General features: G+C 70.2%; 22 protein-coding genes. 12 read left to right on the top strand and 10 right to left on the bottom strand.

What is annotated here, in order from left to right:
- Positions 1-173: 173 nt before the first annotated feature.
- On the top strand, positions 174-1,268 hold the full coding sequence (locus tag ACZ6MZ_RS04325; RefSeq protein WP_469349737.1) for a GNAT family N-acetyltransferase: 1,095 nt from the start codon (positions 174-176) through the stop codon (positions 1,266-1,268).
- A 189-nt stretch (positions 1,269-1,457) separates the two neighbouring features.
- Here the strand turns inward: ACZ6MZ_RS04325 and ACZ6MZ_RS04330 are convergent, their stop codons facing one another.
- The 5 genes from ACZ6MZ_RS04330 to ACZ6MZ_RS04350 all read right to left on the bottom strand — a co-directional run bounded on the left by ACZ6MZ_RS04330 (position 1,458) and on the right by ACZ6MZ_RS04350 (position 7,527).
- The gene (locus ACZ6MZ_RS04330; protein ID WP_389792278.1) at positions 1,458-2,513 is read right to left on the bottom strand and encodes an ABC transporter ATP-binding protein; all 1,056 of its coding nucleotides are present in this window, start codon (positions 2,511-2,513) and stop codon (positions 1,458-1,460) included.
- 26 nt (positions 2,514-2,539) lie between these two features.
- Entirely contained in the window at positions 2,540-3,565 is a 1,026-nt protein-coding gene (locus ACZ6MZ_RS04335) for an ABC transporter ATP-binding protein (RefSeq protein WP_469349739.1), read from the bottom strand.
- Between the two features lie 10 nt (positions 3,566-3,575).
- The gene (locus ACZ6MZ_RS04340) at positions 3,576-4,556 is read right to left on the bottom strand and encodes an ABC transporter permease (RefSeq protein WP_469349741.1); all 981 of its coding nucleotides are present in this window, start codon (positions 4,554-4,556) and stop codon (positions 3,576-3,578) included.
- A gap of 79 nt (positions 4,557-4,635) precedes the next feature.
- A complete protein-coding gene (locus ACZ6MZ_RS04345) occupies positions 4,636-6,420 on the bottom strand; it encodes an ABC transporter substrate-binding protein (RefSeq protein WP_469349743.1) in 1,785 nt (594 codons plus the stop codon).
- A 78-nt stretch (positions 6,421-6,498) separates the two neighbouring features.
- Positions 6,499-7,527, bottom strand: a complete 1,029-nt coding sequence (locus tag ACZ6MZ_RS04350) for an ABC transporter permease (protein ID WP_469349745.1) — start codon at positions 7,525-7,527, stop codon at positions 6,499-6,501.
- 361 nt (positions 7,528-7,888) lie between these two features.
- Here ACZ6MZ_RS04350 and ACZ6MZ_RS04355 point away from each other — a divergent pair, with 361 nt between their 5' ends.
- Genes ACZ6MZ_RS04355 through ACZ6MZ_RS04375 form a run of 5 tightly spaced genes read left to right on the top strand, consistent with a single transcriptional unit; the run spans position 7,889 to position 13,488 of the window.
- On the top strand, positions 7,889-9,514 hold the full coding sequence (locus tag ACZ6MZ_RS04355; RefSeq protein ID WP_469349747.1) for a peptide ABC transporter substrate-binding protein: 1,626 nt from the start codon (positions 7,889-7,891) through the stop codon (positions 9,512-9,514).
- Positions 9,515-9,570: 56 nt separating this feature from the next.
- Positions 9,571-10,494 carry an ABC transporter permease gene (locus ACZ6MZ_RS04360; protein ID WP_384189946.1) on the top strand — a complete coding sequence of 308 codons (924 nt, stop codon included), beginning with the start codon at positions 9,571-9,573 and terminating at the stop codon, positions 10,492-10,494.
- Positions 10,487-11,473, top strand: coding sequence for an ABC transporter permease (locus ACZ6MZ_RS04365; RefSeq protein WP_384189944.1), 987 nt, complete (start codon positions 10,487-10,489; stop codon positions 11,471-11,473). The genes ACZ6MZ_RS04360 and ACZ6MZ_RS04365 overlap by 8 nt, the downstream gene beginning before the upstream one ends.
- A 13-nt stretch (positions 11,474-11,486) precedes the next feature.
- Positions 11,487-12,476: an ABC transporter ATP-binding protein gene (locus tag ACZ6MZ_RS04370; protein WP_469349749.1), complete on the top strand. Its 990-nt coding sequence runs from the start codon at positions 11,487-11,489 to the stop codon at positions 12,474-12,476.
- Positions 12,454-13,488, top strand: coding sequence for an ABC transporter ATP-binding protein (locus tag ACZ6MZ_RS04375; protein WP_384189939.1), 1,035 nt, complete (start codon positions 12,454-12,456; stop codon positions 13,486-13,488). The genes ACZ6MZ_RS04370 and ACZ6MZ_RS04375 overlap by 23 nt, the downstream gene beginning before the upstream one ends.
- A gap of 160 nt (positions 13,489-13,648) precedes the next feature.
- Here ACZ6MZ_RS04375 and ACZ6MZ_RS04380 read toward each other — a convergent pair whose 3' ends face one another.
- Positions 13,649-15,796: a S9 family peptidase gene (locus ACZ6MZ_RS04380; RefSeq protein ID WP_469349751.1), complete on the bottom strand. Its 2,148-nt coding sequence runs from the start codon at positions 15,794-15,796 to the stop codon at positions 13,649-13,651.
- A gap of 203 nt (positions 15,797-15,999) precedes the next feature.
- Here ACZ6MZ_RS04380 and ACZ6MZ_RS04385 point away from each other — a divergent pair, with 203 nt between their 5' ends.
- The 4 genes from ACZ6MZ_RS04385 (at position 16,000) to ACZ6MZ_RS04400 (ending at position 19,799) form a co-directional block, all read left to right on the top strand.
- Entirely contained in the window at positions 16,000-16,194 is a 195-nt protein-coding gene (locus tag ACZ6MZ_RS04385) for a DUF2304 family protein (RefSeq protein ID WP_114622452.1), read from the top strand.
- 57 nt (positions 16,195-16,251) lie between these two features.
- The gene (gene mshB / locus ACZ6MZ_RS04390; protein WP_469349753.1) at positions 16,252-17,139 is read left to right on the top strand and encodes an N-acetyl-1-D-myo-inositol-2-amino-2-deoxy-alpha-D-glucopyranoside deacetylase; all 888 of its coding nucleotides are present in this window, start codon (positions 16,252-16,254) and stop codon (positions 17,137-17,139) included.
- Positions 17,136-17,546 (top strand): DUF6113 family protein, encoded by a 411-nt coding sequence (locus ACZ6MZ_RS04395; protein WP_469349755.1) that lies wholly within the window; start codon positions 17,136-17,138, stop codon positions 17,544-17,546. The genes mshB and ACZ6MZ_RS04395 overlap by 4 nt, the downstream gene beginning before the upstream one ends.
- Before the next feature lie 195 nt (positions 17,547-17,741).
- Entirely contained in the window at positions 17,742-19,799 is a 2,058-nt protein-coding gene (locus ACZ6MZ_RS04400; protein WP_469349756.1) for a peptidoglycan binding domain-containing protein, read from the top strand.
- A 109-nt stretch (positions 19,800-19,908) separates the two neighbouring features.
- On the opposite strand, the gene ACZ6MZ_RS04405 is transcribed toward ACZ6MZ_RS04400, so the two are convergent.
- Together ACZ6MZ_RS04405 and ACZ6MZ_RS04410 are read right to left on the bottom strand one after the other, a co-directional pair.
- The gene (locus tag ACZ6MZ_RS04405; protein ID WP_469349758.1) at positions 19,909-20,739 is read right to left on the bottom strand and encodes a transglutaminase family protein; all 831 of its coding nucleotides are present in this window, start codon (positions 20,737-20,739) and stop codon (positions 19,909-19,911) included.
- 17 nt (positions 20,740-20,756) lie between these two features.
- Positions 20,757-21,764, bottom strand: a complete 1,008-nt coding sequence (locus tag ACZ6MZ_RS04410; protein WP_469349760.1) for a GNAT family N-acetyltransferase — start codon at positions 21,762-21,764, stop codon at positions 20,757-20,759.
- A gap of 140 nt (positions 21,765-21,904) precedes the next feature.
- On the opposite strand from ACZ6MZ_RS04410, the gene fdxA reads away from it, so the two are divergent.
- Together fdxA and ACZ6MZ_RS04420 are read left to right on the top strand one after the other, a co-directional pair.
- Complete coding sequence (fdxA, locus tag ACZ6MZ_RS04415; protein ID WP_003985062.1) at positions 21,905-22,225, top strand: ferredoxin; 321 nt, start codon at positions 21,905-21,907, stop codon at positions 22,223-22,225.
- 79 nt (positions 22,226-22,304) lie between these two features.
- Entirely contained in the window at positions 22,305-23,399 is a 1,095-nt protein-coding gene (locus ACZ6MZ_RS04420) for a bifunctional succinyldiaminopimelate transaminase/glutamate-prephenate aminotransferase (RefSeq protein ID WP_469349761.1), read from the top strand.
- 104 nt (positions 23,400-23,503) lie between these two features.
- Here ACZ6MZ_RS04420 and ACZ6MZ_RS04425 read toward each other — a convergent pair whose 3' ends face one another.
- Both ACZ6MZ_RS04425 and ACZ6MZ_RS04430 read right to left on the bottom strand, forming a co-directional pair.
- On the bottom strand, positions 23,504-23,866 hold the full coding sequence (locus ACZ6MZ_RS04425; protein WP_384189919.1) for an ATP-binding protein: 363 nt from the start codon (positions 23,864-23,866) through the stop codon (positions 23,504-23,506).
- Positions 23,867-24,152: 286 nt separating this feature from the next.
- On the bottom strand, positions 24,153-25,097 hold the full coding sequence (locus ACZ6MZ_RS04430; RefSeq protein WP_469349763.1) for a VldE C-terminal domain-containing protein: 945 nt from the start codon (positions 25,095-25,097) through the stop codon (positions 24,153-24,155).
- Between the last annotated feature and the right edge of the window lie 43 nt (positions 25,098-25,140).

The raw sequence follows: 25,140 nt of genomic DNA on the forward strand, positions 1-25,140 counted from the left end.
TACCATTTTGCAGAGGAGCGGGACGTCGTCCACGGGGTGGGACCTTTGCGGTGCGAGACACGCGGAAGAGAAAAGAGCGGCCCCCGGAACCGATTGTTTCCGGGCGCCGCTCTGTGCGGTGCCGGTACGAAAAGCCGTTGCGCGCCGGTCCGGCGGCGCCCGACAGTGGCCGCATGGCCCTTTCCGTCCGCCCCGCCACGCTCGACGACGCCCCCGCGATACGCGATCTGCTCAATGCGATCGACGTCCTGGAGATCGGCGGGCCCGAGACCGATCTGCCCGCGGTGGAGGCCGATCTCGGCCGCCCCGGGGTGGACCTCGAAGCCGACTCCTGGCTGGCCCACGAGAACAGCGAGCTCGTCGCGTACGGGCTGCTGTGGGACGACTCCGGCGGCGAGCGCATCGACATGGACCACTACGTGCTGCCCGGCCGACCGGTCGCGGCGGTACGGCTGTTCGAGCTGATGGAGGCCCGCGCGGTGCGGCGGGCCGGGGCCAACGGCGCCGCGCGCGCCATCGTCCATATGCATCTCAACTCCGCGCCCACGCTGGACACCGCGCTCATCGACGGGCGCGGCTGGCAGCGGGTACGGCGCTATCAGGTGATGGTTCGTAAGGTGTCCGGGGAAAGCTGTCCCGTGCCCGTGCCGCCCCCGGGGGTGACCCTGCGGGACTGCGCCGCCGAGGCCGACCGCCGGCGGGCGCACGAGCTGTGGGAGCGGACCTTCGCCGAACACTTCGACCACCGGCCCCGTACGTACGAGCAGTGGCTCGACGACCTGGACGCCGGCCGGCTCGACTGGTCGCTGGTCCTGATCGCCGCCGTCGAGGGGCTGGGTCCTGTCCGGTCGATCTTCGTGGATCAGCCCGCGGCGTCCGGTGCGGTACATCGCAAGGCGGAGGATCGTCCTCGTACTGGACGTACTTGGACGACTCCGACAACGCGGCGAGGTGCCGTGCCGGGCGTCGCGGGCCCGCGAAGATCGACCGGACAGGGCCTAGGCGACGCGGCCGTGCTCGTCGCCCGTGACGACCGCGAGTCGATGGGCTGGATCCGCAATGTCGGCGTGGTCAAGGAGGCCCGCGGCCGCGGTCTCGGCGGGTATCTGCTGCGCCACGCCTTCAGCGCCTTCGCCGGGCGGGGCCGGGACACCGTCGGCCTCGGCGTCGACACGCGGAACGCGACCGGCGCGCTGAAGCTCTACGAGGCCAACGGCATGCGGCCGCACTTCGCGGTGGACACCTGGGAGGTCACGCTCCCGGTGTGACGCGCCGTACGTCACGGGGGACGACGGCAGCGGGTACGGGGGAGGAAGGCAGCGGGTACGGGGGAGGAAGGCCCGTGCCGACCACGGTCGGTACGGGCCTTCGCCGTCCCCGGGAACCGGTCTCATGGGATGGCTCGGGTCAATGGGCCGGGGACCGGTTCGGTCGGCAGGGCTGTGCTGACGGGGTGTTCAGGCCCCTGCCACGGGGTCTTCGGAGCCACTGCCCGCGGCGCGGGACACCACGGTCCCCGTCTCCTCCGGGTAGTGGCAGGCGGTCAGATGGCCGTCACGGCTGCCGTCTGCCCGTGCCAGCGGCGGAGTCTCGCTCGCGCACAGGTCCGTCGCCTTCCAGCAGCGGGTGCGGAAGCGGCAGCCGGAGGGCGGATGGACCGGCGAGGGCACATCGCCGACGAGACGGATCCGCTCTCGCGCCGGGACGTCCTCCGCGGTGGCCTCGGGCACGGCGGAGAGCAGTGCCCTGGTGTAGGGGTGGCGCGGGTTGCCGTACAGCTCGTCCCGGTCGGCGATCTCCACGATCCTGCCGAGGTACATGACCGCGACCCGCTGCGAGAAGTGGCGTACGACGGCGAGGTCGTGCGCGATGAAGACGAAGGCGATACCGAGGTCGCGCTGGAGCCGCTGGAGCAGGTTGACCACCTGCGCCTGGATGGAGACGTCCAGCGCCGAGACCGGCTCGTCCGCCACGATCAGCTTCGGCTCCAGGGCCAGCGCCCTGGCCACTCCGATGCGCTGGCGCTGACCGCCGGAGAACTCGTGCGGGAAGCGGTTGTAGTGCTCGGGGTTGAGACCCACGGTCTCCAGGAGCTCCCGTACCCGCTTCTCGCGGCCGCCCGGCGGGCTGACGTCGTTGATCTCCATCGGACCGGCGATGATCTTGCCGACCGTCTGCCGGGGGTTCAGCGAGGCGTACGGGTCCTGGAAGATCATCTGGATCTCGGAGCGTACCGGCGCCAGCTGTCTGCGCGAGGCGTGGGTGATGTCCTGCCCGCGGTAGGTGATCCGGCCGGCCGTCGGCTCCAGCAGCCGGGTGATGAGCCGGCCCGTCGTCGACTTGCCGCAGCCGGACTCGCCGACCAGGCCCAGGCTCTCGCCCTCGGTGACCGAGAAGTCCAGCCCGTCCACGGCCTGCACCGCGCCGATCTTCCGTCTGACCGGGAAGCCGCCCAGGATCGGGAAGTGCTTGGTGAGTCCGGAGACGTCCAGGAGGGGGGTCGTACTGCTCATGGTGGTGAAGTCCCGTCTCTTGTACGTCACTGGGGCCGGGAAGCGGCGAAGTCGGCGGCGAACTCGGCGCGCTGCCCGGCGGTGAGATGGCAGGCCGCTCCGCGCCCGTCGACCAGCTCCAGCGGCGGCCGCAGGGTCGGGCAGCGGGCGCCCTCCACCTGCTCGGTGAAGGCGCAGCGCGGATGGAAGCAGCAGCCCGTCGGCGGGTTGAGCAGGCTCGGCGGGGTGCCGGGAATGGGGGACAGCGGCACATCGACGGGGGAGCTGAGGCGGGGCATGGAGCCCAGCAGCCCCCAGGTGTACGGGTGCTGGGGCGCCCGCAGCACCTCCTTCTTGGTGCCGCGCTCCACGCACCGTCCGCCGTACATCACCAGCACGTCGTCCGCGATGTCGGCGATCACGCCCAGATCGTGGGTGATGAAGATGATCGAGGTCCCGGTCTCCTGCTGGAGGTCCTTGAGCAAGTCCATGATCTGGGCCTGCACGGTGACGTCCAGCGCGGTCGTCGGCTCGTCCGCGATCAGCAGCTCGGGGTCGCAGACGAGCGCCATCGCGATCATCGCCCGCTGCCGCATACCGCCGGAGAACTGGTGCGGATAGTCGTCGACCCGCAGATCCGGCTGGGGGATGCCGACCCGCTTCAGCATCTCGACCGCCCGCTCACGGGCGGCCTTCCTGGAGGCGCCGGTGTGCTTGCGGTACGTCTCCGAGATCTGCCGTCCGATGGTGTGGTACGGCGAGAGGGAGGCCAGCGCGTCCTGGAAGATCATGGACATCGTGTTGCCGCGCAGCCGCTCCAGCTCCCGTTCGCTCGCGGTGAGCAGATCGCGGCCTTCGAGGACGATCTCGCCGTCGATCGCGGTGTGTTCGCGGTCGTGCAGCCCCAGGATCGCCAGATTGGTGACGGACTTTCCGGAGCCGGACTCGCCGACGATGCCGAGCGTCCTGCCCTGCTCCACGTCGAAGGACAGCCCGTCGACGGCCTTGACGGTGCCATCCTCGGTGGAGAAGTGGACGCGCAGATCGCGTACGGAGAGGAAGGGGGTGCTCATGGGGTCTCTCCTAGGCGAGGCGCACGCGCGGGTCGATGAGGGCGTACACGGCGTCGACGACGATGTTGAAGACGACGATGGCGCCGGCCGCGACCAGCACCACACCGAGCAGCAGCGGCAGGTCGTTGTCCTGTACGGCCTTGACGGAGAGCGCGCCGATCCCGTGCAGATTGAAGGTCTTCTCGGTGATGATCGCGCCGCCGAGGAGATAGCCGACGTCGAGACCGAAGATCGTGACGATCGGGCCCATCGCGCCCCGCCAGGCGAACCGGAAGAAGACCGTTCTGCGGGACAGGCCCTTGGCGCGCGCGGTGCGCACGTAGTCCTCGTTGAGGGTCTCGACCAGCTGGGAGCGGGCCATCCGCGTGTAGTTGGCCGTGAAGATCAGCGCGAGGATGAACCACGGCAGCAGCAGTCCCTGGAACCAGGCCGCCGGGTCCTCGGTGATCGGGACGTCCTTGGGCCTGCTGAGGATGTGCCACTGGTCCGACAGGTAGTACATGGCGACCACGCCGACGATGTAGATCTGCAGCGAGGATCCGATCAGGGACGCGGAGGACGCCACCTTGTCCAGCGCCTTGCCCTGCTTGACCGCGGCGAGCATGCCGGCGCCCACCCCGAGGATCACGAACACGACGGCGCTGCCGATGGAGAGGGAGAGCGTGGTCGGGAAGCGGTCGAGGATGGTGCCGAGGACCGGCTCGCGGTTGTGGAACGAGTAGCCGAGGCACGGCGCGGGGCAGTGCCCGAACGAGCTGTAGTCGCGGCCGACGAACACCGCCTGGAGCCAGTGCCAGTACTGCACGGGCAGCGGGTCGGAGATCCCCAGGTTGTGCCGTACCAGCGCGAGTGTCTCGGGCGTGCAGACCTTGCCGCAGGCGACCCGTGCGGGATCGCGTGGCGCGACGTAGAAGAGGACGAAGGTGATGGCGCTGATGATCAGCAGGATCACCAGCGCGCCGAGGGTCCGGCGGACGAGGAAGCGGAGCATGGCGATGGGTTTCCCTGGCAGACGCCGATGAGGGGGGCGGGCGGGGCGCCGGGCCGGCGCCCCGCCCCGGACATGGGCGTCAGGCCTTGGCGTACAGCCGGTAGAGGACCACCGAGGAGAACAGCGGGTCGAAGAGCGCCCCGCCGACCTTCGAGCCGTACAGGTAGAAGCGGCGCTGGTACGTCTCGGGGATGATCGGCGCCTCCTCCGTCATGATCCGCTTGTCGAGCTCGGCCCAGGCCTTGCCGGCCGCCGCCGGGTCCGCGACCACGGCGTTCTTCTTGATCGCCTCGTCGACCCAGGAGACCTTCAGCTGGGAGATGTTGTTGGCGCCGTTGGCGACGGTGGCGCCGTCCAGGAGCGGCTGGATCAGGGTGTAGCCGGTCGGCCAGTCCGGGGACCAGCCGAACCACATCACGTCGAACTTGTTGTCGATCTGCTGGACCTGGTCGTAGTAGCTGGTGGAGTCGAGCTGCTTGATGACCGGGTCGAAGCCGGCCTTCTTCAGGGCGCTCTCGATGACGACCTTGGTCTTGTCGTACGTGTCGCTCTGCGGGAAGGCGTAGACGATCTTCTGGCCTACCTTGCCGGCCTCCGTCAGCAGCTTCTTCGCGGCCTCCGGGTCACCCTGGGGCTTCTTCAGCTTGTTGTAGATGTCGAACTTCTCGCGGCCCAGGATGTCGGGGCTGAGGATGGTGGTCGCGAAGTCGCCCGCCGAGGGCCCGCCGTAGATCTTGCGGATCTGCTCCAGCGGCCAGGCGTGGATGAGCGCCTGGCGCACCTTGAGGTCGGTGATGCGCCGGGTGTTGATCGCGTAGTAGTAGATGCCGCTCAGCAGCCCGTTGACGCTGCGCTTCTTCAGCTCGGGGTCGGTGAGCACCTGCTGGATGCGCTCGGCCGGCACACCGCTGTACGCCATGACGGCGTACTGGTCGTCGCCGGAGTCGGCGATCAGACGGTCCGAGGCGGCGAGCGACTCGGGGCCGAACTCGAAGACGAAGCTGTCCGGGTACGCCGTACGGATCGCGTCGGTCTTCTCGTCCCAGTGCGGGTTGCGCACCAGCGTCATCGACTTGTCGACGGCGTGCTGCTTGATCCGGTACGGGCCCGCGGAGACCGGGTCCTTGTCGTACTTCTCCTTGGTGTCGAGCTTGACCGGCACGGCGCCGTAGGAGCTCATCGCCAGCGTGAAGTTGAGGTCCGGGCGGGCCAGCTTCAGTGTGAAGGTGATGGTCTTCGCGGCGGTGTCGGTGACGACGGAGTCGAGGTGCTTGCCGCTGAACGGGCCCTTGTAGCCGGCCCGGAAGTCCTGGGAGCCGGTCAGGGCGGTCTGGGCGTAGCCCGCGCCTTCCGTGGTGAAGGACGCGAAGCCGCGCTCGATGCCGTGGCGCACGTCGTCCACGGTCAGCTCGCTGCCGTCCTCCCACTTCAGACCGTCCTTCAGGGTGAAGGTCCAGGTCTTGCCGCCGTCGGCCATGGTGCCCGCGTCGGTGGCGAGGTCGCCCACCAGCTTCATGGAGCCGTCCGCCGCGATCTTGTAACCGGTGAGGCAGCGGATGTACAGATTGCCGACGGCCGAGTTCCAGGTGAAGTAGATGCGCTGCGGGTCGAGGTGGGAGAAATCGTCCGGGGCGATGCCGCGGATCGTGCCGCCCTTGCGGGAGCCCTCGACCGCGGGGGCCGGCCCTGCCGAGTCCTCCTTGGTGCCGACGGTGACGGAGCCCGTGTACGTGTCCGCGCCCCCGTGCCCGCCTCCCTTGCTGCCGCCGCCGCCCGAGCCTCCGCTGCTGCACGCGGAGAGGGCCATGGAACCGCCGGCCGCGACCGACGTGGCGATGATGAAGTTTCTGCGGGAAAGGGACATGGCATCCTGCCCTGGTCGATGAGGAGAGATGGTCGCTCCGGCGGGCCCCGTCGCCCGGTCCGGAGAGGAACGTGGGGTTCAGCGCTTGGTCTTCGGGTCCAGCGCGTCGCGGACCGAGTCGCCGAGCAGGTTGAAAGCGATCACGAACACCACCATCGACAGGCCCGGGAAGAGCATGAAGGTGATGTCGTTCTGGTAGACGCTGGAGCCGCGCTGGATCATCACGCCCCAGTCCGGGGTCGGTGAGCTGAGCCCCACGCCGAGGAAGGCGAGACCCGCCTCGGCCGTGACGTACAGGGGGAGCGCGAGCGTCGCCTGGATGAGGATCGGCGTCCACAGGTTGGGCAGCAGCTCCTTGAAGATGATCCGCGCCGGGGAGGCGCCGGTCACCTTGGCCGCCTCCACGAACTCCCGCTCGCGCAGGGCGAGTACCTCGCCGCGCAGCAGCCGTGCGATGGGCGCCCAGCCGAAGGCGGTCATGACCGAGATGAGGCTGACGACGGTCAGCCAGACCGGGGTGTTCTCCTCCGGCGACACCAGGATCGAGATCATCACCGGCCAGAAGGCGATGAAGAACAGCGTCGAGGGAAACGCCAGCAGGATGTCGATGACCCGGCCGATGAGGTAGTCGGTCTTCCCGCCGAGGTAGCCGGCGGTCACGCCGATGACAATGCCGAGCACCGTCACCAGCAGGGTGGTCGCCGTGGCGATCAGCAGCGAATTCCGGATGCCGTAGAGCAGAAACGTGAAGACGTCCCGGCCCAGGCCAGGCTCGATGCCGAACCAGAAGTCGCCGCTGATACCGCCGTTGGGCGCGACGGGAAAGCCGAATTCATTGAGCAGGCTCGTGTCGTCCTGGCCGTAGGTGTCGTACGGATTCTTCCCGTACAGCGCGGCTATCAGCGGCGCGCAAATGGCCACCACGAAGAAGAAGACGACGACATAGCCCGATATGACGCCGGTCCTGTCGCGCTTGAAACGGCGCCGGGCGAGCTGCCCGGGAGAGCGGCCCGCGGCGCCCTTGGGCGTCGGGGACGCCGGGCTCTCGGCGCTGTTCTCGGCCACTACTTCGAGCGGGACGGTGGCCGGAGGAGTGGGGGAGGTCATGGTGCTCCTGGCCGGAAAGGTCGAAGGACGCCGCGGTCGTGCCCACGGGCTATGCGGACCTTGTCAACGCGATTGATGCAGGGTCAATGAATCGCAGGCGGCCTTGAAGCCCTCTTTTGTAGCTTGACCGGTGCATGACCAGTTCATGGGCCAAGCATGTTTTCCCTTTGGCTCAATCGAAAGGATGTTCACGACGTAGCCGGAAGATCTGGGCATTGAGTTCGATATGTGGCCACCGGTTCTTCGGAATGCGTACATCCGGGGGGTGCGCCGCTCGCACGGGCGGGGTAAATGAGCGTGTCGTGCGCTATCGATCAATATGTGATCTTACAAAGGACACGTACTCCGAGGAGGTACTTCCATGCGCGGAGCCACGCATGCCCGGTGGGCCGCATGCGCGGTGGCCGCCGCCCTCGCCGCGACGGCCTGCGGTGGGGGGACCGGCGCCGTCGGCGGCGTCAACGGCGTGGTGCGCTCCTCCTGGGGTGACCCGCAGAACCCGCTGGAACCCGCGAACACCAACGAGGTCCAGGGCGGCAAGGTCCTCGACATGATCTTCCGGGGGCTGAAGCGGTACGACCCGAGGACCGGCAAGGCAGAGAACGCCCTCGCGGAGAAGATCGACACCACGGACTCGACGCACTACACCGTCACCGTCAGGAACGGCTGGACCTTCAGCAACGGCGAGCCGGTCACGGCAAGGTCCTTCGTGGACGCCTGGAACTACGGCGCGAACCTCAGGAACAACCAGAAGAACGCGTACTTCTTCCAGTACATCGACGGGTACGACGCGGTCCACCCGGCCTCGGGGCAGCCCACCGCGCAGACCCTGTCCGGCCTGAAGGTCACCGGCGCCCGGACGTTCACCGTCACGCTGTCGCAGCGCTTCTCCACCTGGCCGGACACCCTGGGGTACGCCGCGTTCGCGCCGTTGCCCAGGACCTTCTTCGACCACCACGCGGGCTGGCTGTCCAAGCCCGTCGGCAACGGCCCGTACACGGTCCAGAATTACACCAGGGGCGCCCAGATGTCCCTGCGCACCAGGAAGGGCTACCCGGGCGATGACAAGGCGCTGAACGGTGGCGTGGACCTCGTGGTCTACACGGACAACAACACCGCCTACACCGACCTGGTCGCGGGCAATCTCGATCTCGTCGACGATGTCCCGGCCGCGCAGCTCAAGAATGTGAAGGCCGACCTGAGCGGCCGGTACATCAACACCCCGGCCGGCATCATCCAGACCCTCGCCTTCCCCTACTACGACCCGGCGTGGACCACCCCGGCCGCCGCCAAGGTCCGCACCGGCCTCTCCATGGCGATCAACCGCAAGCAGATCACCGAGACGATCTTCCGGAAGACCCGCACCCCGGCGACCGACTGGACCTCTCCGGTGCTCGGCGCGGACGGCGGCTACAAGGCCGGACTCTGCGGCGGTGCCTGCGACTTCGACGCGGCGACGGCGAAGAAGATGATCTCGGACGCCGGCGGCATCCCCGGCGGCGCGCTCACGATCACGTACAACGCCGACACCGGATCCCACAAGGAGTGGGTCGACGCGGTCTGTAACAGCATCAACAACGTGCTGGGCAACGACACGTCCTGTGCCGGCAAGCCCGTCGGCACCTTCGCTGACTTCCGCAACCAGATCGGGGGCAAGAAGCTGACCGGGCCGTTCCGGGCGGGCTGGCAGATGGACTACCCGCTGATCCAGAACTTCCTCCAGCCGCTCTACTACACCGACGCCTCGTCCAACGACGGCAAGTGGAGCAACGCCCAGTTCGACCAGCTGGTCGACGAGGCCAACGCCGAGACGGACCCGAAGACGGCGATCGGGACGTTCCAGCGGGCCGAACGGGTCGTACGGGACCAGATGGCCGCCATCCCGCTCTGGTACCAGAACGGCAGCGCCGGCTACTCGGACCGGGTCAACCAGGTCGCGCTGAACTCCTTCAGCGTGCCGGTCTACCACCGGATCAAGGTCAGCTGACCCCGGCCGGACCGTGCCTGTCCCGCATCCGACGAACACGACCCCCGGAGCGCCTCATGGGACGTTATGTGATCCGCCGTCTGCTGCAGATGATCCCCGTCTTCGTCGGCGCCACGCTGCTGATCTTCCTGATGGTCAATGTGATGGGCGACCCCGTCGCGGGGCTCTGCGGCGAACGGCAGTGCGATCCGGCGACCGAGGCCCGGCTGCGCCATGACTTCGGCCTCGATATGCCGCTCTGGCAGCAGTACCTCACGTACATGGGGCATGTCTTCACCGGCGATTTCGGCACCGCCTTCAACGGCCAGAAGGTCATCGACCTGATGGCCACGGCCTTCCCGGTCACTATCCGGCTGACGATCGTGGCCGTCGTCTTCGAGGTCATCATCGGCATCACCCTCGGCGTGATCACCGGGCTGCGCCGCGGCCGCCCGGTCGACACCTCCGTACTGCTGCTGACGCTGGTGGTCATCGCCGTCCCGACCTTCGTCACCGGACTGCTGGCGCAGCTGGTGCTCGGCGTGCGGTGGAAGATCATCGGTCCGTCGGTCTCCGCCGCCGCGCCGATCGGTGAGCTGATCGTGCCCGGACTGGTCCTCGCCTCGGTCTCCCTGGCGTACGTCACCCGGCTGACCCGCACCTCGATCGCCGAGAACCGCCGCTCCGACTACGTCCGCACCGCCGTCGCCAAGGGCCTGCCGGGACGGCGGGTCATCACCCGGCATCTGCTGCGCAACTCACTGATCCCGGTGGTCACCTTCATCGGTACGGACATCGGCGCCCTGATGGGCGGCGCCATCGTCACCGAGCGGATCTTCAATATCCACGGCGTCGGATTCCAGCTCTACCAGGGCATCCTGCGCCAGAACACCCAGACCGTCGTCGGCTTCGTGACCGTGCTCGTCATCGTCTTCCTGGTCGCCAATCTCCTGGTCGACCTGTTGTACGCCGTTCTCGACCCGAGGATCCGGTATGCCTGAGCCGCAGCTTTCCCGGCCCGACGACGGAGCCGTCGCGGCGACCGGAGCCGGTGGCGGGATGGACCTCGCCACCAGCGAGGGATTCACCCTGGAGCGGGGTCCAGCAGGGCCCGACGGCGGCGGGCCCACCGGCAGGCCGCGCAGCCTCTGGTCGGACGCCTGGCGCGATCTGCGCCGCGACCCCGTCTTCCTCGTCTCGGGGCTCGTCATCGTCTTCCTGGTGGTCATCTCCCTCTGGCCGTCACTGATCGCCACCGGGAATCCGCTGTCCTGCGATCTCGCCAAGGCCCAGGAGGGCTCCCGGCCCGGCCACCCCTTCGGCTTCAACGGGCAGGGCTGCGACGTCTACACCCGTACCGTGTACGGCGCCAGGACCTCGGTCGTCGTCGGGGTCTGCGCCTCGCTCGGTGTCGCCGTCACCGGCTCGGTGCTCGGCGGTCTCGCCGGCTTCTTCGGCGGCTCCTGGGACGCGGTCCTCTCCCGGATCACCGACATCTTCTTCGGGATCCCGGTGGTCCTCGGCGGCCTGGTACTGCTGTCCGTGGTGACCAGCTCCACCGTCTGGCCGGTGATCGGCTTCATGGTGCTGCTGGGCTGGCCGCAGATCTCCCGGATCGCCCGCGGCTCCGTCATCACCATCAAACAGAACGACTTCGTCCAGGCGGCGCGGGCGCTCGGCGCCTCCAACACGCGGATGATGCTGCGGCACATCCTGCCCAACGCCGTCGCGCCGGTGATCGTCGTCGCGACCATCGCGCTCGGTACGTTCATCGCGCTGGAGGCGACCCTCTCCTACCTCGGTGTGGGGCTCAAGCCGCCGACCGTGTCCTGGGGAATCGACATCTCGGACGCCTCCCCGTACATCCGCAACTCCCCGCACATGCTGCTCTGGCCGGCCGGCGCGCTGGCGGTCACCGTGCTCGCGTTCATCATGCTCGGCGACGCGGTGCGCGACGCCCTCGACCCCAAGCTGCGCTGAGGAGCCCCGTTCCATGCTGCTCGAAGTCCGCGATCTGCGGGTGGAGTTCCACACCCGCGACGGCATCGCCCACGCCGTCAACGGCGTCTCCTTCGCGGTGGAGGCGGGCGAGACGCTGGCCGTGCTGGGGGAGTCGGGCTCCGGCAAGTCCGTCACCGCACAGGCGGTCATGGGAATCCTGGACATGCCGCCCGGCCGGATCACCGGCGGTGAAGTGCTCTTCCAGGGCCGGGATCTGCTGAAACTCACGGAGCGCGAGCGGCGCAAGCTCCGCGGCGCCGAGATGGCGATGATCTTCCAGGACGCGCTGTCCTCGCTCAACCCCGTGCTCACCGTGGGCGACCAGCTCGGCGAGATGTTCATCGTGCACCGGGGAATGTCCCGCAGACAGGCACGGGCGAAGGCCGTCGAGCTGATGGACCGGGTCAGGATCCCGGCGGCGAAGGAGCGGGCCGGCGACTATCCGCACCAGTTCTCCGGCGGGATGCGTCAGCGCATCATGATCGCGATGGCCCTGGCGCTGGAACCCTCGCTGATCATCGCCGACGAGCCGACGACCGCCCTGGACGTGACCGTCCAGGCCCAGGTGATGGATCTGCTCGCGGAGCTCCGGCGCGAACTGGACATGGGGCTGATCCTGATCACCCATGACCTGGGGGTCGTCGCCGATGTCGCCGACCGGATCGCGGTGATGTACGCGGGCCGGATCGTGGAGACCGCGCCGGTGTACGAGATCTACAAGGCGCCGGCGCATCCCTACACCCGCGGTCTGCTGGACTCGATCCCGCGCCTGGACCAGAAGGGCCGGCAGCTCTACGCCATCAAGGGACTGCCGCCGAACCTCCTGGACATCCCGCCCGGCTGCGCCTTCAACCCCCGCTGCCCGAGGGCCAGGGACGTGTGCCGGACGGACGTGCCGCCGCTCTTCGAGGTGACCGGGGACCGGCGGAGCGCCTGCTACTTCTGGAAGGAGACGCTCGATGGCCACAACCACGGCGGCTGAACCGATTCTGGAGGTACGGGACCTCGTCAAGCACTATCCGCTGACCCGGGGCATCCTGTTCAAGAAGCAGATCGGGGCGGTGCGGGCGGTCGACGGGGTCTCCTTCGACCTGGCGCCCGGCGAGACCCTCGGCATCGTGGGGGAGTCGGGCTGCGGCAAGTCGACCGTGGCGAGGATGCTGGTGCATCTGGAGCGGCCGACGGCCGGCCGGATCCGGTACCGGGGCCAGGACATCACCCAGCTGTCCGGACGCGCGCTGAAGGCGGTCCGCAGGAACATCCAGATGGTGTTCCAGGACCCGTACACCTCACTGAACCCCCGGATGACCGTCGGCGACATCATCGGGGAGCCGTACGAGATCCACCCCGAGGTGGCGCCCAAGGGCGACCGGCGCCGCAAGGTCCAGGACCTGCTGGATGTGGTCGGGCTCAACCCGGAGTACGTCAACCGGTATCCGCACCAGTTCTCCGGCGGCCAGCGCCAGCGGATCGGCATCGCCCGCGGTCTCGCCCTCCGGCCGGAGATCATCGTCGCCGACGAGCCGGTCTCGGCGCTCGATGTCTCCGTACAGGCCCAGGTCATCAACCTGATGGAGAAGCTCCAGGACGAGTTCAACCTCTCCTACATCTTCATCGCGCACGACCTGTCGATCGTCCGGCACATCTCCGACCGGGTCGGGGTGATGTATCTGGGGCGGCTGGCCGAGATCGGCTCGGACGCGGAGATCTACGAGCACCCCACGCATCCGTACACCCAGGCGCTGCTCTCCGCCGTGCCGCCGCCCGACCCCACGGCGCGCGAGCGCCGCGACCGGATCATCCTGGTGGGTGATGTCCCGTCGCCGGCGAATCCCCCGTCCGGCTGCCGCTTCCGCACCCGCTGCTGGAAGGCGCGGGAGCGCTGCGCGCTGGAGGTGCCGGAGCTGGCGGTCCCGGCGGTCTTCCGGGATCTGCCGGGGCCTGCCGCGCACCCCTCGGCCTGTCACTTCGCCCAAGAGGACAAACCCACGTAAATAGCAATAATTTCGTTAACGCGCGCGCAACTTGGCGGACCCCGCACCGATATACGGACGCGTCAGGCTGTACAGCGTACGGCCGTGCGGGTGCCGTAGACCGGCCGGGACTCCAGAGTCCTGGCCGGTCGCCTGCTGTGCGCCCGCCCCGCCCGACCGCTCAGGACATCCCCAGCGACCGCTTGAGGAAGTCGACTTGGAGCAGCAGCAGGTTCTCCGCGATCTGCTCCTGCGGTGTCATATGGGTCACCCCGGTGAGCGGCAGCACCTCGTGCGGCCGGCCTGCCGAGAGCAGCGCCGAGGAGAGCCGTAGCGTGTGTGCCACCACCACATTGTCGTCGGCGAGCCCATGGATGATCATCAAGGGCCGCGCGGGATTCTCCGGCGCCGAGAGCCCGTCGTCCGTCACGAGTGAGTTGGCGGCATACACCTCGGGCGCCTCCTCCGGCGTGCCGAGGTAGCGCTCCATGTAGTGGGTGTCGTACAGCCGCAGATCGGTGACCGGGGCGCCCGCGACCGCGGCGTGGAAGACATCGGGGCGGCGCAGTACGGCGAGCGCGGCGAGATACCCGCCGTACGACCAGCCGCGGATGGCCACCCGCCCGGTGTCGAGCGGGAACCGCCCCGCGAGGTCCCGCAGCGCCTCGATCTGGTCGTCCAGGGTGAGCAGAAGATTCCCCTTGACCGACTTCTCCCAGGCGGGTGACCGGCCCGGGGTGCCCCGGCCGTCGGCGACGATCACCGCGAACCCCTGGTCGGCGAACCACTGGGAGGTGAGATGCGCGTTCTGGGCGGCCACCACGCGCTGGCCGTGCGGGCCGGCGTACGGATCCAGCAGAACAGGAAGCGGACCATCCGCCTCCTGATAGCCGGTGGGGAGCAGCACGGCGCACGGAATTCGCTGTGCGCCCCCCTCAGTGAGCCGGGCGTGCGCCGTGAGCACCGGCTGCTCGGCGTACGAGGCGATCGTGGCGATCTGCTTGCCGTCCTTGAACACCTGCACGGACGATCCGGCGACGGCCGGCCGGGCCGAGACCAGCACCGTCACCCCGCCCGCACGCACGGCGGAGTGCACCCCCGCGCCCGCCGAGAACCGCTCGATCCCCAGCTCGTTGACCCGGTACACATGGATCTCGCCGGTCTCGGGACCGGCGGCCTCCGTACCGGCCGACGCCGAGACCAGGACGTCGTGCTCAGCGATGTCCAGCACCGCCCGCAGATGCAACTGCGCCCCCGTCAGCGCCCGGTCGCCGACCACCAGAACCCGTGCGCCCCCCTCGTCGGCGATCCTGACGAGCCTGCCGTCGGGCGCCCAGGCGGGCACCGCGGGGAACAGCTCCAGCCAGGCCGGATCCTCGTCCCGGTGCACGGTCCGGGTCGCGCCGCTGTCCGTGTCCACCGCCAGATACAGCTGGCCGCGCTGATCGCGGGTCTGTACGAGCAGCAGGGGCGCGCCCGCCGCCGACCAGTGGACCCGGGCCAGATACGGATAGGCGGCCCGGTCCCAGGTCACCTCCGTACGCGATCCGTCCAGACCGACGAGGAAGAGCCGCACCTCGGCGTTGGGGGTGCCCGCCGCCGGGTAGGCGACCTGGGCCGGCTCCCGGTCCGGGTGCGCGGGATCGGAGATCCACCACCGCCGCACCGGCGTCGTGTCCACCCGCGCCACCAGCAGCCGGTCGGACTCGGGGGACCACCAGTAGCCGCGTGAGCGGCTCATCTCCTCGGCCGCGATGAACTCCGCGAGACCGTAGGTGACATCGGCGCTCCCGGCCTCCTCCGGCCCCGCCAGCTCGCGGTCGCCCTCCCCGTCCGCCCCGATCACGCGAAGCGCTCCCTGGGCCGCGTAGGCGACGTGACGGCCGTCCGGCGAGGGCCGCGGGTCGACCACCGGTCCCTGGGCGGGCAGTTCGCGCGCCGTCCCGGCCCGCAGCTCGGCCGCGTACAGCCGCCCCGACAGCGCGAACGCGGCCAGTTCGACCGCGCCGTCCACCGCGTAGCCGACGATGCCTCCGGACCCCTCACGGCTACGCTCGCGGCGTGCGCGCTCCTCGGCGGAGAGCCGCTCGGTGGCGCCGCCCAGCAGCACGTCCGGGTCCGCGGCGATCCGCTCACGCCCCTCGTCCGACGACGGGCCTTCGAGATCGAGCACCCAGAGCCGGTTCGCGCGGTCCGTCCCCGAGCCGGAACGCAGGAAGACCACCCGCGCGCCGTCGGGCGACACCGTGAACGCCCGTGGGGCGCCGAGCGTGAACCGCTGAGTCCTGGCGTGCTGGCGGGGGAAGGAGAGCTGCTGCCTCGAGGTCATGCGACCGAACTTTAAGGGGTGGGTCGCCCTTCCGGGCCGATCCACGAGCCGTCCGTCAGCGTCCGTGCGCCCCCATGTGCTGCCGTGCACCGATCGATGCGTACGTACGGATAGTTATGATCCGTAGCGTTAGGTGGGTATGAACCTGCCGGGCACATGCATGCCGCGTTTTCCCTACGGAATATCTATGGAGGTGAACCGCCGTGGCACTCTCGATTTCGGCGGTGGTGCTGCTGGCGATCGTCGTCTTCCTGCTGGTCCGGAAATCCGGGCTGAAAGCCGGACACGCGGTGGTCTGCATGCTGCTCGGGTTCTACATGGCCAGTTCCTCCATCGCCCCCACCATCAGTGAACTGACCACGAACGTGGCAGGGATGATCGGCGGGATCAAGTTCTAGGTCCACCGGCCGGTCACCGGCCGGGGAGGACCACACGCCGCCTCGTAGGCTGTCCTCATGACCGATCTAGCCGCCCGCCGTCTGCTGCTGGTGCACGCGCACCCCGACGACGAGTCGATCAATAATGGCGCCACCATGGCCAGGTACGCCGCCGAGGGCGCGCAGGTCACCCTGGTGACCTGCACCCTCGGTGAAGAGGGCGAGGTCATCCTGCCCGACCTCGCCCATCTGGCGGCCGGTCGGGATGACACCCTCGGCGCCCACCGGATCGGTGAACTCACGGCCGCCATGCGGGAGCTGGGGGTCACCGACCACCGCTTCCTCGGCGGTCCTGGGCGGTTCCGGGACTCCGGGATGATGGGCCTGGAGCAGAACCACCGCGAGAACGCCTTCTGGAACGCGGACGTCGACGCGGCCGCCGGGTACCTCGTCGAGGTGATCCGTGAGCTGCGCCCGCAGGTGCTGGTGACGTACGACCCGCACGGCGGCTACGGTCACCCCGACCACATCCAGGCCCACCGCGTCGCCATGCGCGCCGCCGATCTGGCCGCCGACGCCGCTGTCCGGCCGGAGCTGGGTCCGCCGCACACCATCGGGAAGATCTACTGGAACCGCGTGCCGCGCTCGGTCGCCGAGGAGGGCTTCGCCCGGCTGCGCGCGGCCGGTGCCGACTTCCCCGGCGTCGCCGCGATCGATGACATTCCGGGCGTGGTCGACGACGCGGAGATCACCGCGGCGATCGACGGCGGCCCGTACGCGACGCGGAAGGCGGCCGCGATGCGCGCGCACGCCACCCAAATCGCCGTGGACGGGCCTTTCTTCGCCCTCTCCAACGATCTGGGTCAGCCGATCTTCGCCGCCGAGTACTACCAGTTGGTGCGCGGCGCCTCCGGAGCGCCCGCCGGCGAACGTGAGAACGATCTCTTCGCGGGGGTGGGCGCGTGAGCGGTCAGCTCCGGCCCGGTGGCGGGCTTTCCGGCCCGCCCAGACCCGGACGTATCGCCGCATATCTCACTCTGCTCGTCCTCGGGGCCCTGGTCGGCATCGCGGGCTCCCTCGTCCAAGGCGGCTGGTTTCCCGGCGGTTTGGCGCTCGCGCTGCTCGCCACGGCCGGACTCTTCTTCGGCGGGCTGTATGTCACCGGCACCCAGTTGGGCGTCGGGGCGCCCGCGGCCGGCTGGCTGATCGCGGCCGTCCTGCTGAGCATCGGCCGCCCGGAGGGCGACGGGATCTTCGCCGCGGGCTTCGGGCCGCTCGTCTACCTGCTGGGCGGCATGGTGGTGGCTGTGATGTGTGCCACCATGACGCGGTTGCCGCAACCGGGCACGAAGTCCGGCCGACTTGAGAAGTGACGCGTCCGGCTGCTGCTGAATTGACCCTGTCCGTACGGCCCGCGGAGCGTCGCTTCCCCTGGCCGTCGGGTGTCTGTCGGCGGAGGCCAGTATGGTGGTGCGCGCTCCGGGCCTTCCCCTCGCCTCCGGCATGGGGAACCTGAACAGTTGCGTACCAGTAAGAACGGGCGGCGGAGCCAACCGGGAGAACTTGCTTTGAGTCGTGAAACTGACAGTTCGTCCTCCGGGCCCCAGGGGCGCGGCGGAGCCGCCTACCCCTCGGGGACACCGCCGTACGGATCCCGCCAGTATCCGTCGCTGCATCCCCAGCAGGACGCTCCGGAGGAGACGGACACCGCGCCGTCCCCGCAGCCGGACGAGCCCAGAACCGAGACCACGCTGACCACGCGCATCCGGATCAACATTCCGGGCTCGCGGCCGATCCCGCCTGTCGTGATGCGTACGCCCATGGGCGACAGCGACACCACCGACGGCCGGGGCATCCAGGCGGCCGAGCGCACGGGCGCCGTCCCCAGGCCCGACGCCGCCCAGGACACCGCCGACGCCCGGCGGGACCAGGCCGCCGAGGAGAATCCGGCCGGTCAGGCCGGGGACAAGTCCACCAGCGACTGGTTCGCGCCCCGCAAGTCGGGGCCGGCGGGCATGGGCGCGGGCGCGGCCGCCGTCTCGGGCGGTTCCACGCCGCCTCCGGGCGACCCGGGGACCGACCGGGGCCCCGGTCAGCCGTACTACTCCGAAGGACCGCGGCCGAACCCGCCGACCGGCGGCGGCTCGCTCAGCGAGCTCGCGGCCGGGGCCGGTCACACGGGATCCGGGGGCAACGGCTTCGTGCCGGGCGGCCCGACCACCCCGCCGCTCGGCATCCGTCCCCCCGGTTCCGGTGCCGGGCCCCACGGCCCGACCACCGGACCCGCCACCGGCAGCTCATCGCTGGGCACCCCGCCCTCGTCGCTCGGCAGCCCGCCGGGCGCGGGCCAGGGCGGTTCTCCGCGGATGTCCGACGACACCGCCGAGCTGACCCCGCAGCAGCACGTACCCGATCCCGGCCCCGGCGGCCATGTCTCCGGAGACACGCTGACCAGCGGAATCCCGGTGGTCCCACCGGAGCACCGCTCGCCCTTCCCCGGCGCGGGCCCGCAGGGCGGAGGGCCGCACCCGGACGGGAGCCCCCGGTTCGACGGACCCGGCTCGCACGGCCAGGACCAGGGCTTCTCGAAGCCGGACTTCCCCGGCCCGGTCGGCTCCGCCCACGGCACCGCGCCGTCGGCGCCGGCCCCCGCGCGCGCCACGGCTCCGTCGCGTCCCGCCAAGAAGGGCCGCTCCAAGCTGGTCCTCCTCTGCGTCGCCGCGTTCGTGGTGGCCGGCGGTCTCTACGGCGCCGGCCTGCTCATGAACCGCTCCGATGTGCCCAAGGGCACCACGGTCCTGGGCGTCGACATCGGCGGCACCCGTGACGAGGCGGTCATCAAGCTCGACGCCGTCCTCGGCAAGCGCGCCGCCGCGCCGCTGCTGCTCAGCGTCGGTGGCAAGACGGAGAAGCTGGCCCCGGACAAGGCGGGACTCAGCCTGGACAGCCAGGCGACCGTCCGCGCCGCGGCCGGCAGCGACTACAACCCCGTCTCGGTGATCGGCTCGCTCTTCGGCGGCGCCCGGATCGCCGAGCCGGTGATCCCCGTCGACGACGAGAAGCTGAGCTCCGCGCTGACCGATCTGGCGGGCGTCTCGGGCTCGGCCACCGAGGGCACGATCAGGTTCGAGCCGAACCAGGCCGTCGCCGTCCCGGGCAAGTCGGGCACGTCGCTGGACGTCAGTCACTCGATCATCTCGGTACGGGACGCCTACCGCGCCCAGGTCCAGACGGGGAAGACGAACAGCGTGGAGCTGCCCGTCGCCACCCGCGAGCCGACGATCAGCCAGACGGAACTGGACCGGGCGATGAACGACTTCGCCAAGCCCGCGATGTCCGGCCTGATCACGATCAAGGCGGGGGACAAGCAGATCCAGTTCGGCCCCGCGAAGTCGCTGCCGAAGATCCTCTCCATGAAGGCGGTCGACGGAAAGCTCATCGACGTCTACGACAGGAACGCCATCGACCAGCTGCTCGAAGGCGTCTTCGACGGCATCACGATCACCAAGGGCGACGGCAAGCAGTACCCGGTCTCCTCCGCCGACGTGGCGCAGGCGATGCGCACGGCGCTGCTCGGCAAGACCCCCGCCGAGCGCACCCAGGTGATCGAACTCAACCCCAGCTAAGAGACGCGTCTCGGAGCCCCCGCCCCCACCGGGCGGGGGCTCTGTCATGTCCCGGGGCATGTCCCGGGGCCGGCTGTGGGCCCGAGGGCCCGTGTGCGACGGGAGCCGCTCAGTTCAGCCTGGCCCGTGCCGCACGGGCCTTCCGGCGGATCGCCTCCGCCGTCGACGGTTCGACCGCCTCGACCACCCGTGCGTACTCCTCCATCTCCGCCGCCCCGTGCAGGAACTCCCCGCGCTGGACGAGCAGCTGGGCGCGGTCGTAGCGCAGCCTGGCCGGATGGGCGGGCAGCAGCAGGGACAGCTCGACCGCCCACAGCGCGACATCGGTGCGTTCCGGGCGGGCGGCGGCCCAGGCGCGGATGTTGTTCAGGACGCGCAGGACGATGTCGAGGGGGTCGGCCGGCGCGAACATGGCGGGCTCCGGCGGCCCGCCCGTCGCGCCGGTGACGAGCAGCTCCGCCTCCGGGGCCGTCAGCAGCCGGCCGCCGTCGAACGGGTCGGCGAGGATCCGTTCGGCTGGATCCCCGAAGCCGACCACGAAGTGGCCGGGCAGGGCCACCCCGTACACCGGCGCTCCCGCCCGCCGGGCGACCTCGATCCAGACCACCGAGAGCAGAATGGGCAGCCCGCGTCTGCGCCGCAGCACCTCGGGGAGCAGCGAGGACTCCAGCCGTTGGTAGTCGGCGGCGTGGCCGCGGAAGCCGTGGCGCGTCCCCAGCAGTTGGCCGAGCGCGGCCGCCCAGGCACGCGCTCCCATGATGCCGAAGGGCAGCAGCCCGGCCAGCCGGTCCAGCTCGGCCTGGGCGGCGTCGAGACCGGCCTCGCCCAGGGAGGGGTCGGCCTCCGCGCCGATGAGCAGACAGAGCGTCGCCAGGTCGGGCCGCTCCGCACGGGCTTCCTCGGCGAAGCGCCGGTGCCGGTCGCTGGATTCCGGGAACATACGCGCCTCGTACCCGCTCAGGAGGATCGGAAGTGGTGATAGCGGTGATGGACGGCGAAGCCCATGCCCTCGTACAGCGCGCGCGCCGCGTCGTTGTCCGACTCGACCTGGAGCCAGGCGGCGGACGCGCCCTCCTCCAGCGCGCGGCGGGCGAGGGCGGTCATCACGGCCGTGGCCAGGCCCTGGCGCCGGTGGGCGGGGTCGACCTCCACCGCCATGAACCCCGCCCAGCGTCCGTCGACCACACAGCGGCCGATCGCCGCCGGGACACCCGTCTCCCCGGGCACCGAGGCGAACCACACCGAAGGGCCGCTGCTCAGTACGTGGAGCACATGGGGCCCGGGCACACCGGACCGCTGGTAACGCTGGAGCCATGGGGGGTCACAGCTCCGGTCGAGCCGCACCCGGGAGACGGCGCTCTCGCCGGGGCCTTCCTGGTCCCCGAGCCGCGCGAGCGCGCCGACGCGCAGCTCCGCGGTCACCTCCGGCCACCAGTCGCGCTTCTCCAGCTCCGCGCACAGCTGCTCCTGGGTGCCCTCGGCCCCGGTCGCGGTCTGGATGTACGGGGGCAGGCCCCGCTCCCCGTACCACTGCCGCACCCGGGCCAGCGCCTCGTCGAGCGGCACTCCGGGATCGCCGAGGGGCAGGACGGAATTGGCCCGCCGGGTGAATCCGGACGAGGCCCTGAGCCGCCACTGCCCGAGCGGCTCGCTCTCCACCGGCTGCCAGGCGCGGGCGCAGACCCGCGTCAGCTCCTCGAATGTCGCCGCGGGGCCCCGCCGTCTGGCCGGCGCGGCCGGCACCACCTTGCCCGCGACCACCGCCGCCTCGGGGATGCGGACGCTCTCACCGGTGCGTCGTGTGATCAGCAGCACACCGTTGTCCCAGGATGTGAGAACACCCACCGTGTCGGTGAACTTCTCGACGTCGGGACCGCCCCCCGTCAACTGTCTGACTGATACACGTTTGCCCACGTCAGCCCGTGTCATTCGGATCTCGAACCGTCCGCCGGCAGTGAATTCCACAGCTCTGTACGCCCCTCCTGTTCGGATCGTGCCCAAGAACGGAGATACTAGGTGCGGGCATCGACGACGCCGCGCTCCCGCGCGCCCGTGGACGGAGCCGCAGATCGGCCCGCCGCGCCCTATCGAGGAGGAACGACAGCGTGACCTACGTCATCGCGCAGCCTTGTGTCGACGTCAAGGACAAGGCGTGCATCGAGGAGTGCCCGGTCGACTGCATCTACGAGGGCTCCCGGTCCTTGTACATCCACCCGGACGAATGCGTCGACTGTGGGGCTTGTGAGCCGGTATGCCCGGTTGAGGCCATCTTCTACGAGGACGACACCCCGGAGGAGTGGAAGGACTACTACAAGGCGAATGTCGAGTTCTTCGACGAGCTCGGTTCGCCCGGTGGTGCTTCCAAGCTCGGCCTGATCGAGCGTGACCATCCCTTCATCGCCGCGCTGCCGCCCCAGAACGGCTGACAGTGCGCCCCCGGTCCCGTACGGCTTCCCCGCCGTGCGGGACCGTGGTGTTTCATCCGCACGAGAAAGAGTGAGCACCGTGTCCGCAGTCTCTTCGCGCCTTCCCGACTTCCCCTGGGACAAGCTGGAGCCGTACAAGGCGACGGCCGCGGCCCATCCGGACGGGATCGTCGACCTGTCCGTGGGCACTCCGGTCGACCCGGTCCCCGCCCTGATCCAGCGAGCCCTGGTCGCGGCCGCGGACTCGCCCGGCTATCCGACGGTGTGGGGGACGGCCGCGCTGCGCGACGCGCTGACCGGCTGGACCGAGCGGCGGCTCGGCGCGCGTGGGGTGACGCACGCGAACGTGCTGCCGGTGGTCGGCTCGAAGGAGCTGGTGGCGTGGCTGCCGACGCAGCTCGGCCTCGGCGCCGGCGACCGGGTCGCGCATCCGCGGCTCGCGTACCCGACGTACGAGGTGGGCGCGCGGCTCTGCGGCGCCGAGCCGGTCCCGTACGACGACCCAACCGAGCTGGACCCCGCCGGTCTGAAGCTTCTCTGGCTCAATTCGCCCTCCAACCCCACCGGACAGGTGCTGGACCGGGACGAGCTGACGCGGATCGTCGCCTGGGCGCGTGAGCACGGCGTGCTGGTCTTCAGCGACGAGTGCTACCTGGAGCTGGGCTGGGAGGCCGAGCCCGTCTCCGTACTGCACCCGGACATCTGCGGGGGTACGTACGAGGGGATCGTCGCCGTCCACTCGCTCTCCAAGCGCTCCAACCTGGCCGGGTACCGCGCGGCCTTCCTGGCGGGTGACGCGGCCGTCCTGGAGGAGCTGCGGCACATCCGCAGGCACAGCGGGATGATGACGCCGGCACCGGTGCAGGCGGCGACGGTCGCGGCGCTCGGTGACGACGCGCACGTACAGGAGCAGCGGGAGCGGTACGCGGCCCGCCGCGCGGCGCTGCGGGGCGCGCTGGAGGCGCACGGCTTCCGCATCGAGCACAGCGAGGCGAGCCTGTATCTGTGGTCGACACGCGACGAGCCGTGCTGGGACACGGTGGCGCACCTCGCGGAGCTGGGCATTCTGGTCGCGCCGGGCGATGTCTACGGTCCGGCGGGCGAGCGGCATGTGCGGGTGGCGCTGACGGCCACCGATGAGCGGATCGGGGCGGCGGTCAAGCGGCTGCGCTGACGCCGGTTCCGTACGGCGCTTCACAGGAAGGGGCCCGGGGGCATGTGCGCCCCGGGCCCCTTCCGTGTGCGTCCTTCCGCGTGCTTCGTGGGTCGGCTGGTGGGTCAGCCGAGCGGCAGGCCCTTGCCCGGCAGCTGGCCGGTCGGCAGACCGCCACCGAGCGCGTCGGCCGGCGCGGCGGCCTTCTTGGCGCCCTTCGTCGCGGTCGAGGCCGTCTTGCTCAGCACCTCACCGGCGCTGCCCGCGGTGTCGCCGGCCATCTTCTGCGCGACGGGCGTCGTGGTCCTGCCGGCCGTGCCGACGGTGTCGCTCACGGCGGCGCCGTCGAGCGCGGTGACCGCGCTCAGGTCGGTGGCCTGCGGAAGCGCCGCCGCGTGCGCGAAGCCGGCCGCACCGACCACGGGGGCTGCGCCCGCCGCGACGATCAGCGCGGCACGGGCGATCCGACGGGTCAGGGGGAGGGACATGGTGCTCCTTTGACGGGAGAGAAACAGTGCTTGTCCGTCGATCGGACGCAGTGACAACCCCTCGAAGGGCGGTGAAGGATGCGGTGGGCCAGGGTAAAGACTTTGCAACGCGTCGCATTATCAACTACGGCTAAAAGCGGACAAACACTGCCGTTCGGGAAGTCCCGGTGAACCGTCACTTCGCCTGATGCGCAGGGGATTCGGCGCCTCGGACCGCCATGTCGAATCATCGGAAGAAATGCTGTTCCGGACGGGCGGAACTCCCCCGTCCGGGCGATGTGTCGTACTACTGCGCGGTGCGCATGCGGACTTCTCCCGCACCCTGTCCCGTGGTTCCGCCGCCGGCCTTCCGCCAGCCCCTGTGCGCTTCCTTCGCGCTCCACACCCGGCCCGCGTAGGAGACCTCGTCGATTCGCAGCGCGTCCGCCTGGGCCACCGCCCAGTGCGCCAGCTCCCAGCCGCGCCGCGCCCCCGGACCGCCGCCGTCCGCGCCCGTCATGGCCGCCACCGGTACGGACACCTCGGCGGCCGCGCGTGGCGCCCCCGCGCCGTCGGCCGCCGCGTCCGCGGGCAGCACCTCGGAGCCGAAGGCCCGTACCAGCGCGGCCCGTACCTTCGCCGGGTCACCCGGAACGCCGCCGCCGTTCGGCGCCGAACAGGTGAGTGAGGCGCCGGACCGGCCGGTGAGCGCCGCGGCCAGCAGCGTGGCGTCCGGCTCGTGCTTCGCGTACGCCTGCGGGAAACCGCTGCGCTGGACGCGCTGCGCCGCCACCGTGAGCGGCAGCCGTGAATAGCCGGGGACCTTGGCGAGATGGTCGTAGAACTGGCCCGCCGAGTAGACCGGGTCCTGGATCTGGGCCGCGGTGCCCCACCCCTTCGAGGGACGCTGCTGGAAGAGACCGAGCGAATCCCGGTCGCCATGGTCCAGATTGCGCAGCGTGGACTCCTGGAGGGCGGTCGCCAGCGCGATCGTGACCGCACGCTCGGGCAGCCCGCGGGTGGTGCCGACCGCGGAGATCGTCGCCGCGTTCGCGGCCTGCTCAGGGCTCATCTCGTACGTCGGGCTGTCGCCGCCCCGCCCGTCCGCGGCCTTGACCACACAGCGGGGAGCGCCTCGGCCGCCGGTCTCGTACTGCATGAGGACATACGCGCCCAGGGCCAGCAGCACGACGAAGGCGGCCGCGATACGCAGGAGGCGGCCGTGACGGGAGGGAGAGGCGGTCTCGGACACGAGGCCACCGTACTGGAGACGGACGGCACCGGCGCGAGAGTGC

The organism is Streptomyces sp. NPDC042201 (assembly GCF_055582185.1).

What these genes read in the sequence shown, in the direction of transcription:
- ACZ6MZ_RS04325 (WP_469349737.1), top strand. Translation starts at nt 174, where the DNA reads ATGGCCCTTTCCGTCCGCCCCGCCACGCTCGACGACGCCCCCGCGATA.
- ACZ6MZ_RS04330 (WP_389792278.1), bottom strand. Translation starts at nt 2,513, where the DNA reads ATGAGCAGTACGACCCCCCTCCTGGACGTCTCCGGACTCACCAAGCAC.
- ACZ6MZ_RS04335 (WP_469349739.1), bottom strand. Translation starts at nt 3,565, where the DNA reads ATGAGCACCCCCTTCCTCTCCGTACGCGATCTGCGCGTCCACTTCTCC.
- ACZ6MZ_RS04340 (WP_469349741.1), bottom strand. Translation starts at nt 4,556, where the DNA reads ATGCTCCGCTTCCTCGTCCGCCGGACCCTCGGCGCGCTGGTGATCCTG.
- ACZ6MZ_RS04345 (WP_469349743.1), bottom strand. Translation starts at nt 6,420, where the DNA reads ATGTCCCTTTCCCGCAGAAACTTCATCATCGCCACGTCGGTCGCGGCC.
- ACZ6MZ_RS04350 (WP_469349745.1), bottom strand. Translation starts at nt 7,527, where the DNA reads ATGACCTCCCCCACTCCTCCGGCCACCGTCCCGCTCGAAGTAGTGGCC.
- ACZ6MZ_RS04355 (WP_469349747.1), top strand. Translation starts at nt 7,889, where the DNA reads ATGCGCGGAGCCACGCATGCCCGGTGGGCCGCATGCGCGGTGGCCGCC.
- ACZ6MZ_RS04360 (WP_384189946.1), top strand. Translation starts at nt 9,571, where the DNA reads ATGGGACGTTATGTGATCCGCCGTCTGCTGCAGATGATCCCCGTCTTC.
- ACZ6MZ_RS04365 (WP_384189944.1), top strand. Translation starts at nt 10,487, where the DNA reads ATGCCTGAGCCGCAGCTTTCCCGGCCCGACGACGGAGCCGTCGCGGCG.
- ACZ6MZ_RS04370 (WP_469349749.1), top strand. Translation starts at nt 11,487, where the DNA reads ATGCTGCTCGAAGTCCGCGATCTGCGGGTGGAGTTCCACACCCGCGAC.
- ACZ6MZ_RS04375 (WP_384189939.1), top strand. Translation starts at nt 12,454, where the DNA reads ATGGCCACAACCACGGCGGCTGAACCGATTCTGGAGGTACGGGACCTC.
- ACZ6MZ_RS04380 (WP_469349751.1), bottom strand. Translation starts at nt 15,796, where the DNA reads ATGACCTCGAGGCAGCAGCTCTCCTTCCCCCGCCAGCACGCCAGGACT.
- mshB (WP_469349753.1), top strand. Translation starts at nt 16,252, where the DNA reads ATGACCGATCTAGCCGCCCGCCGTCTGCTGCTGGTGCACGCGCACCCC.
- ACZ6MZ_RS04405 (WP_469349758.1), bottom strand. Translation starts at nt 20,739, where the DNA reads ATGTTCCCGGAATCCAGCGACCGGCACCGGCGCTTCGCCGAGGAAGCC.
- ACZ6MZ_RS04425 (WP_384189919.1), bottom strand. Translation starts at nt 23,866, where the DNA reads ATGTCCCTCCCCCTGACCCGTCGGATCGCCCGTGCCGCGCTGATCGTC.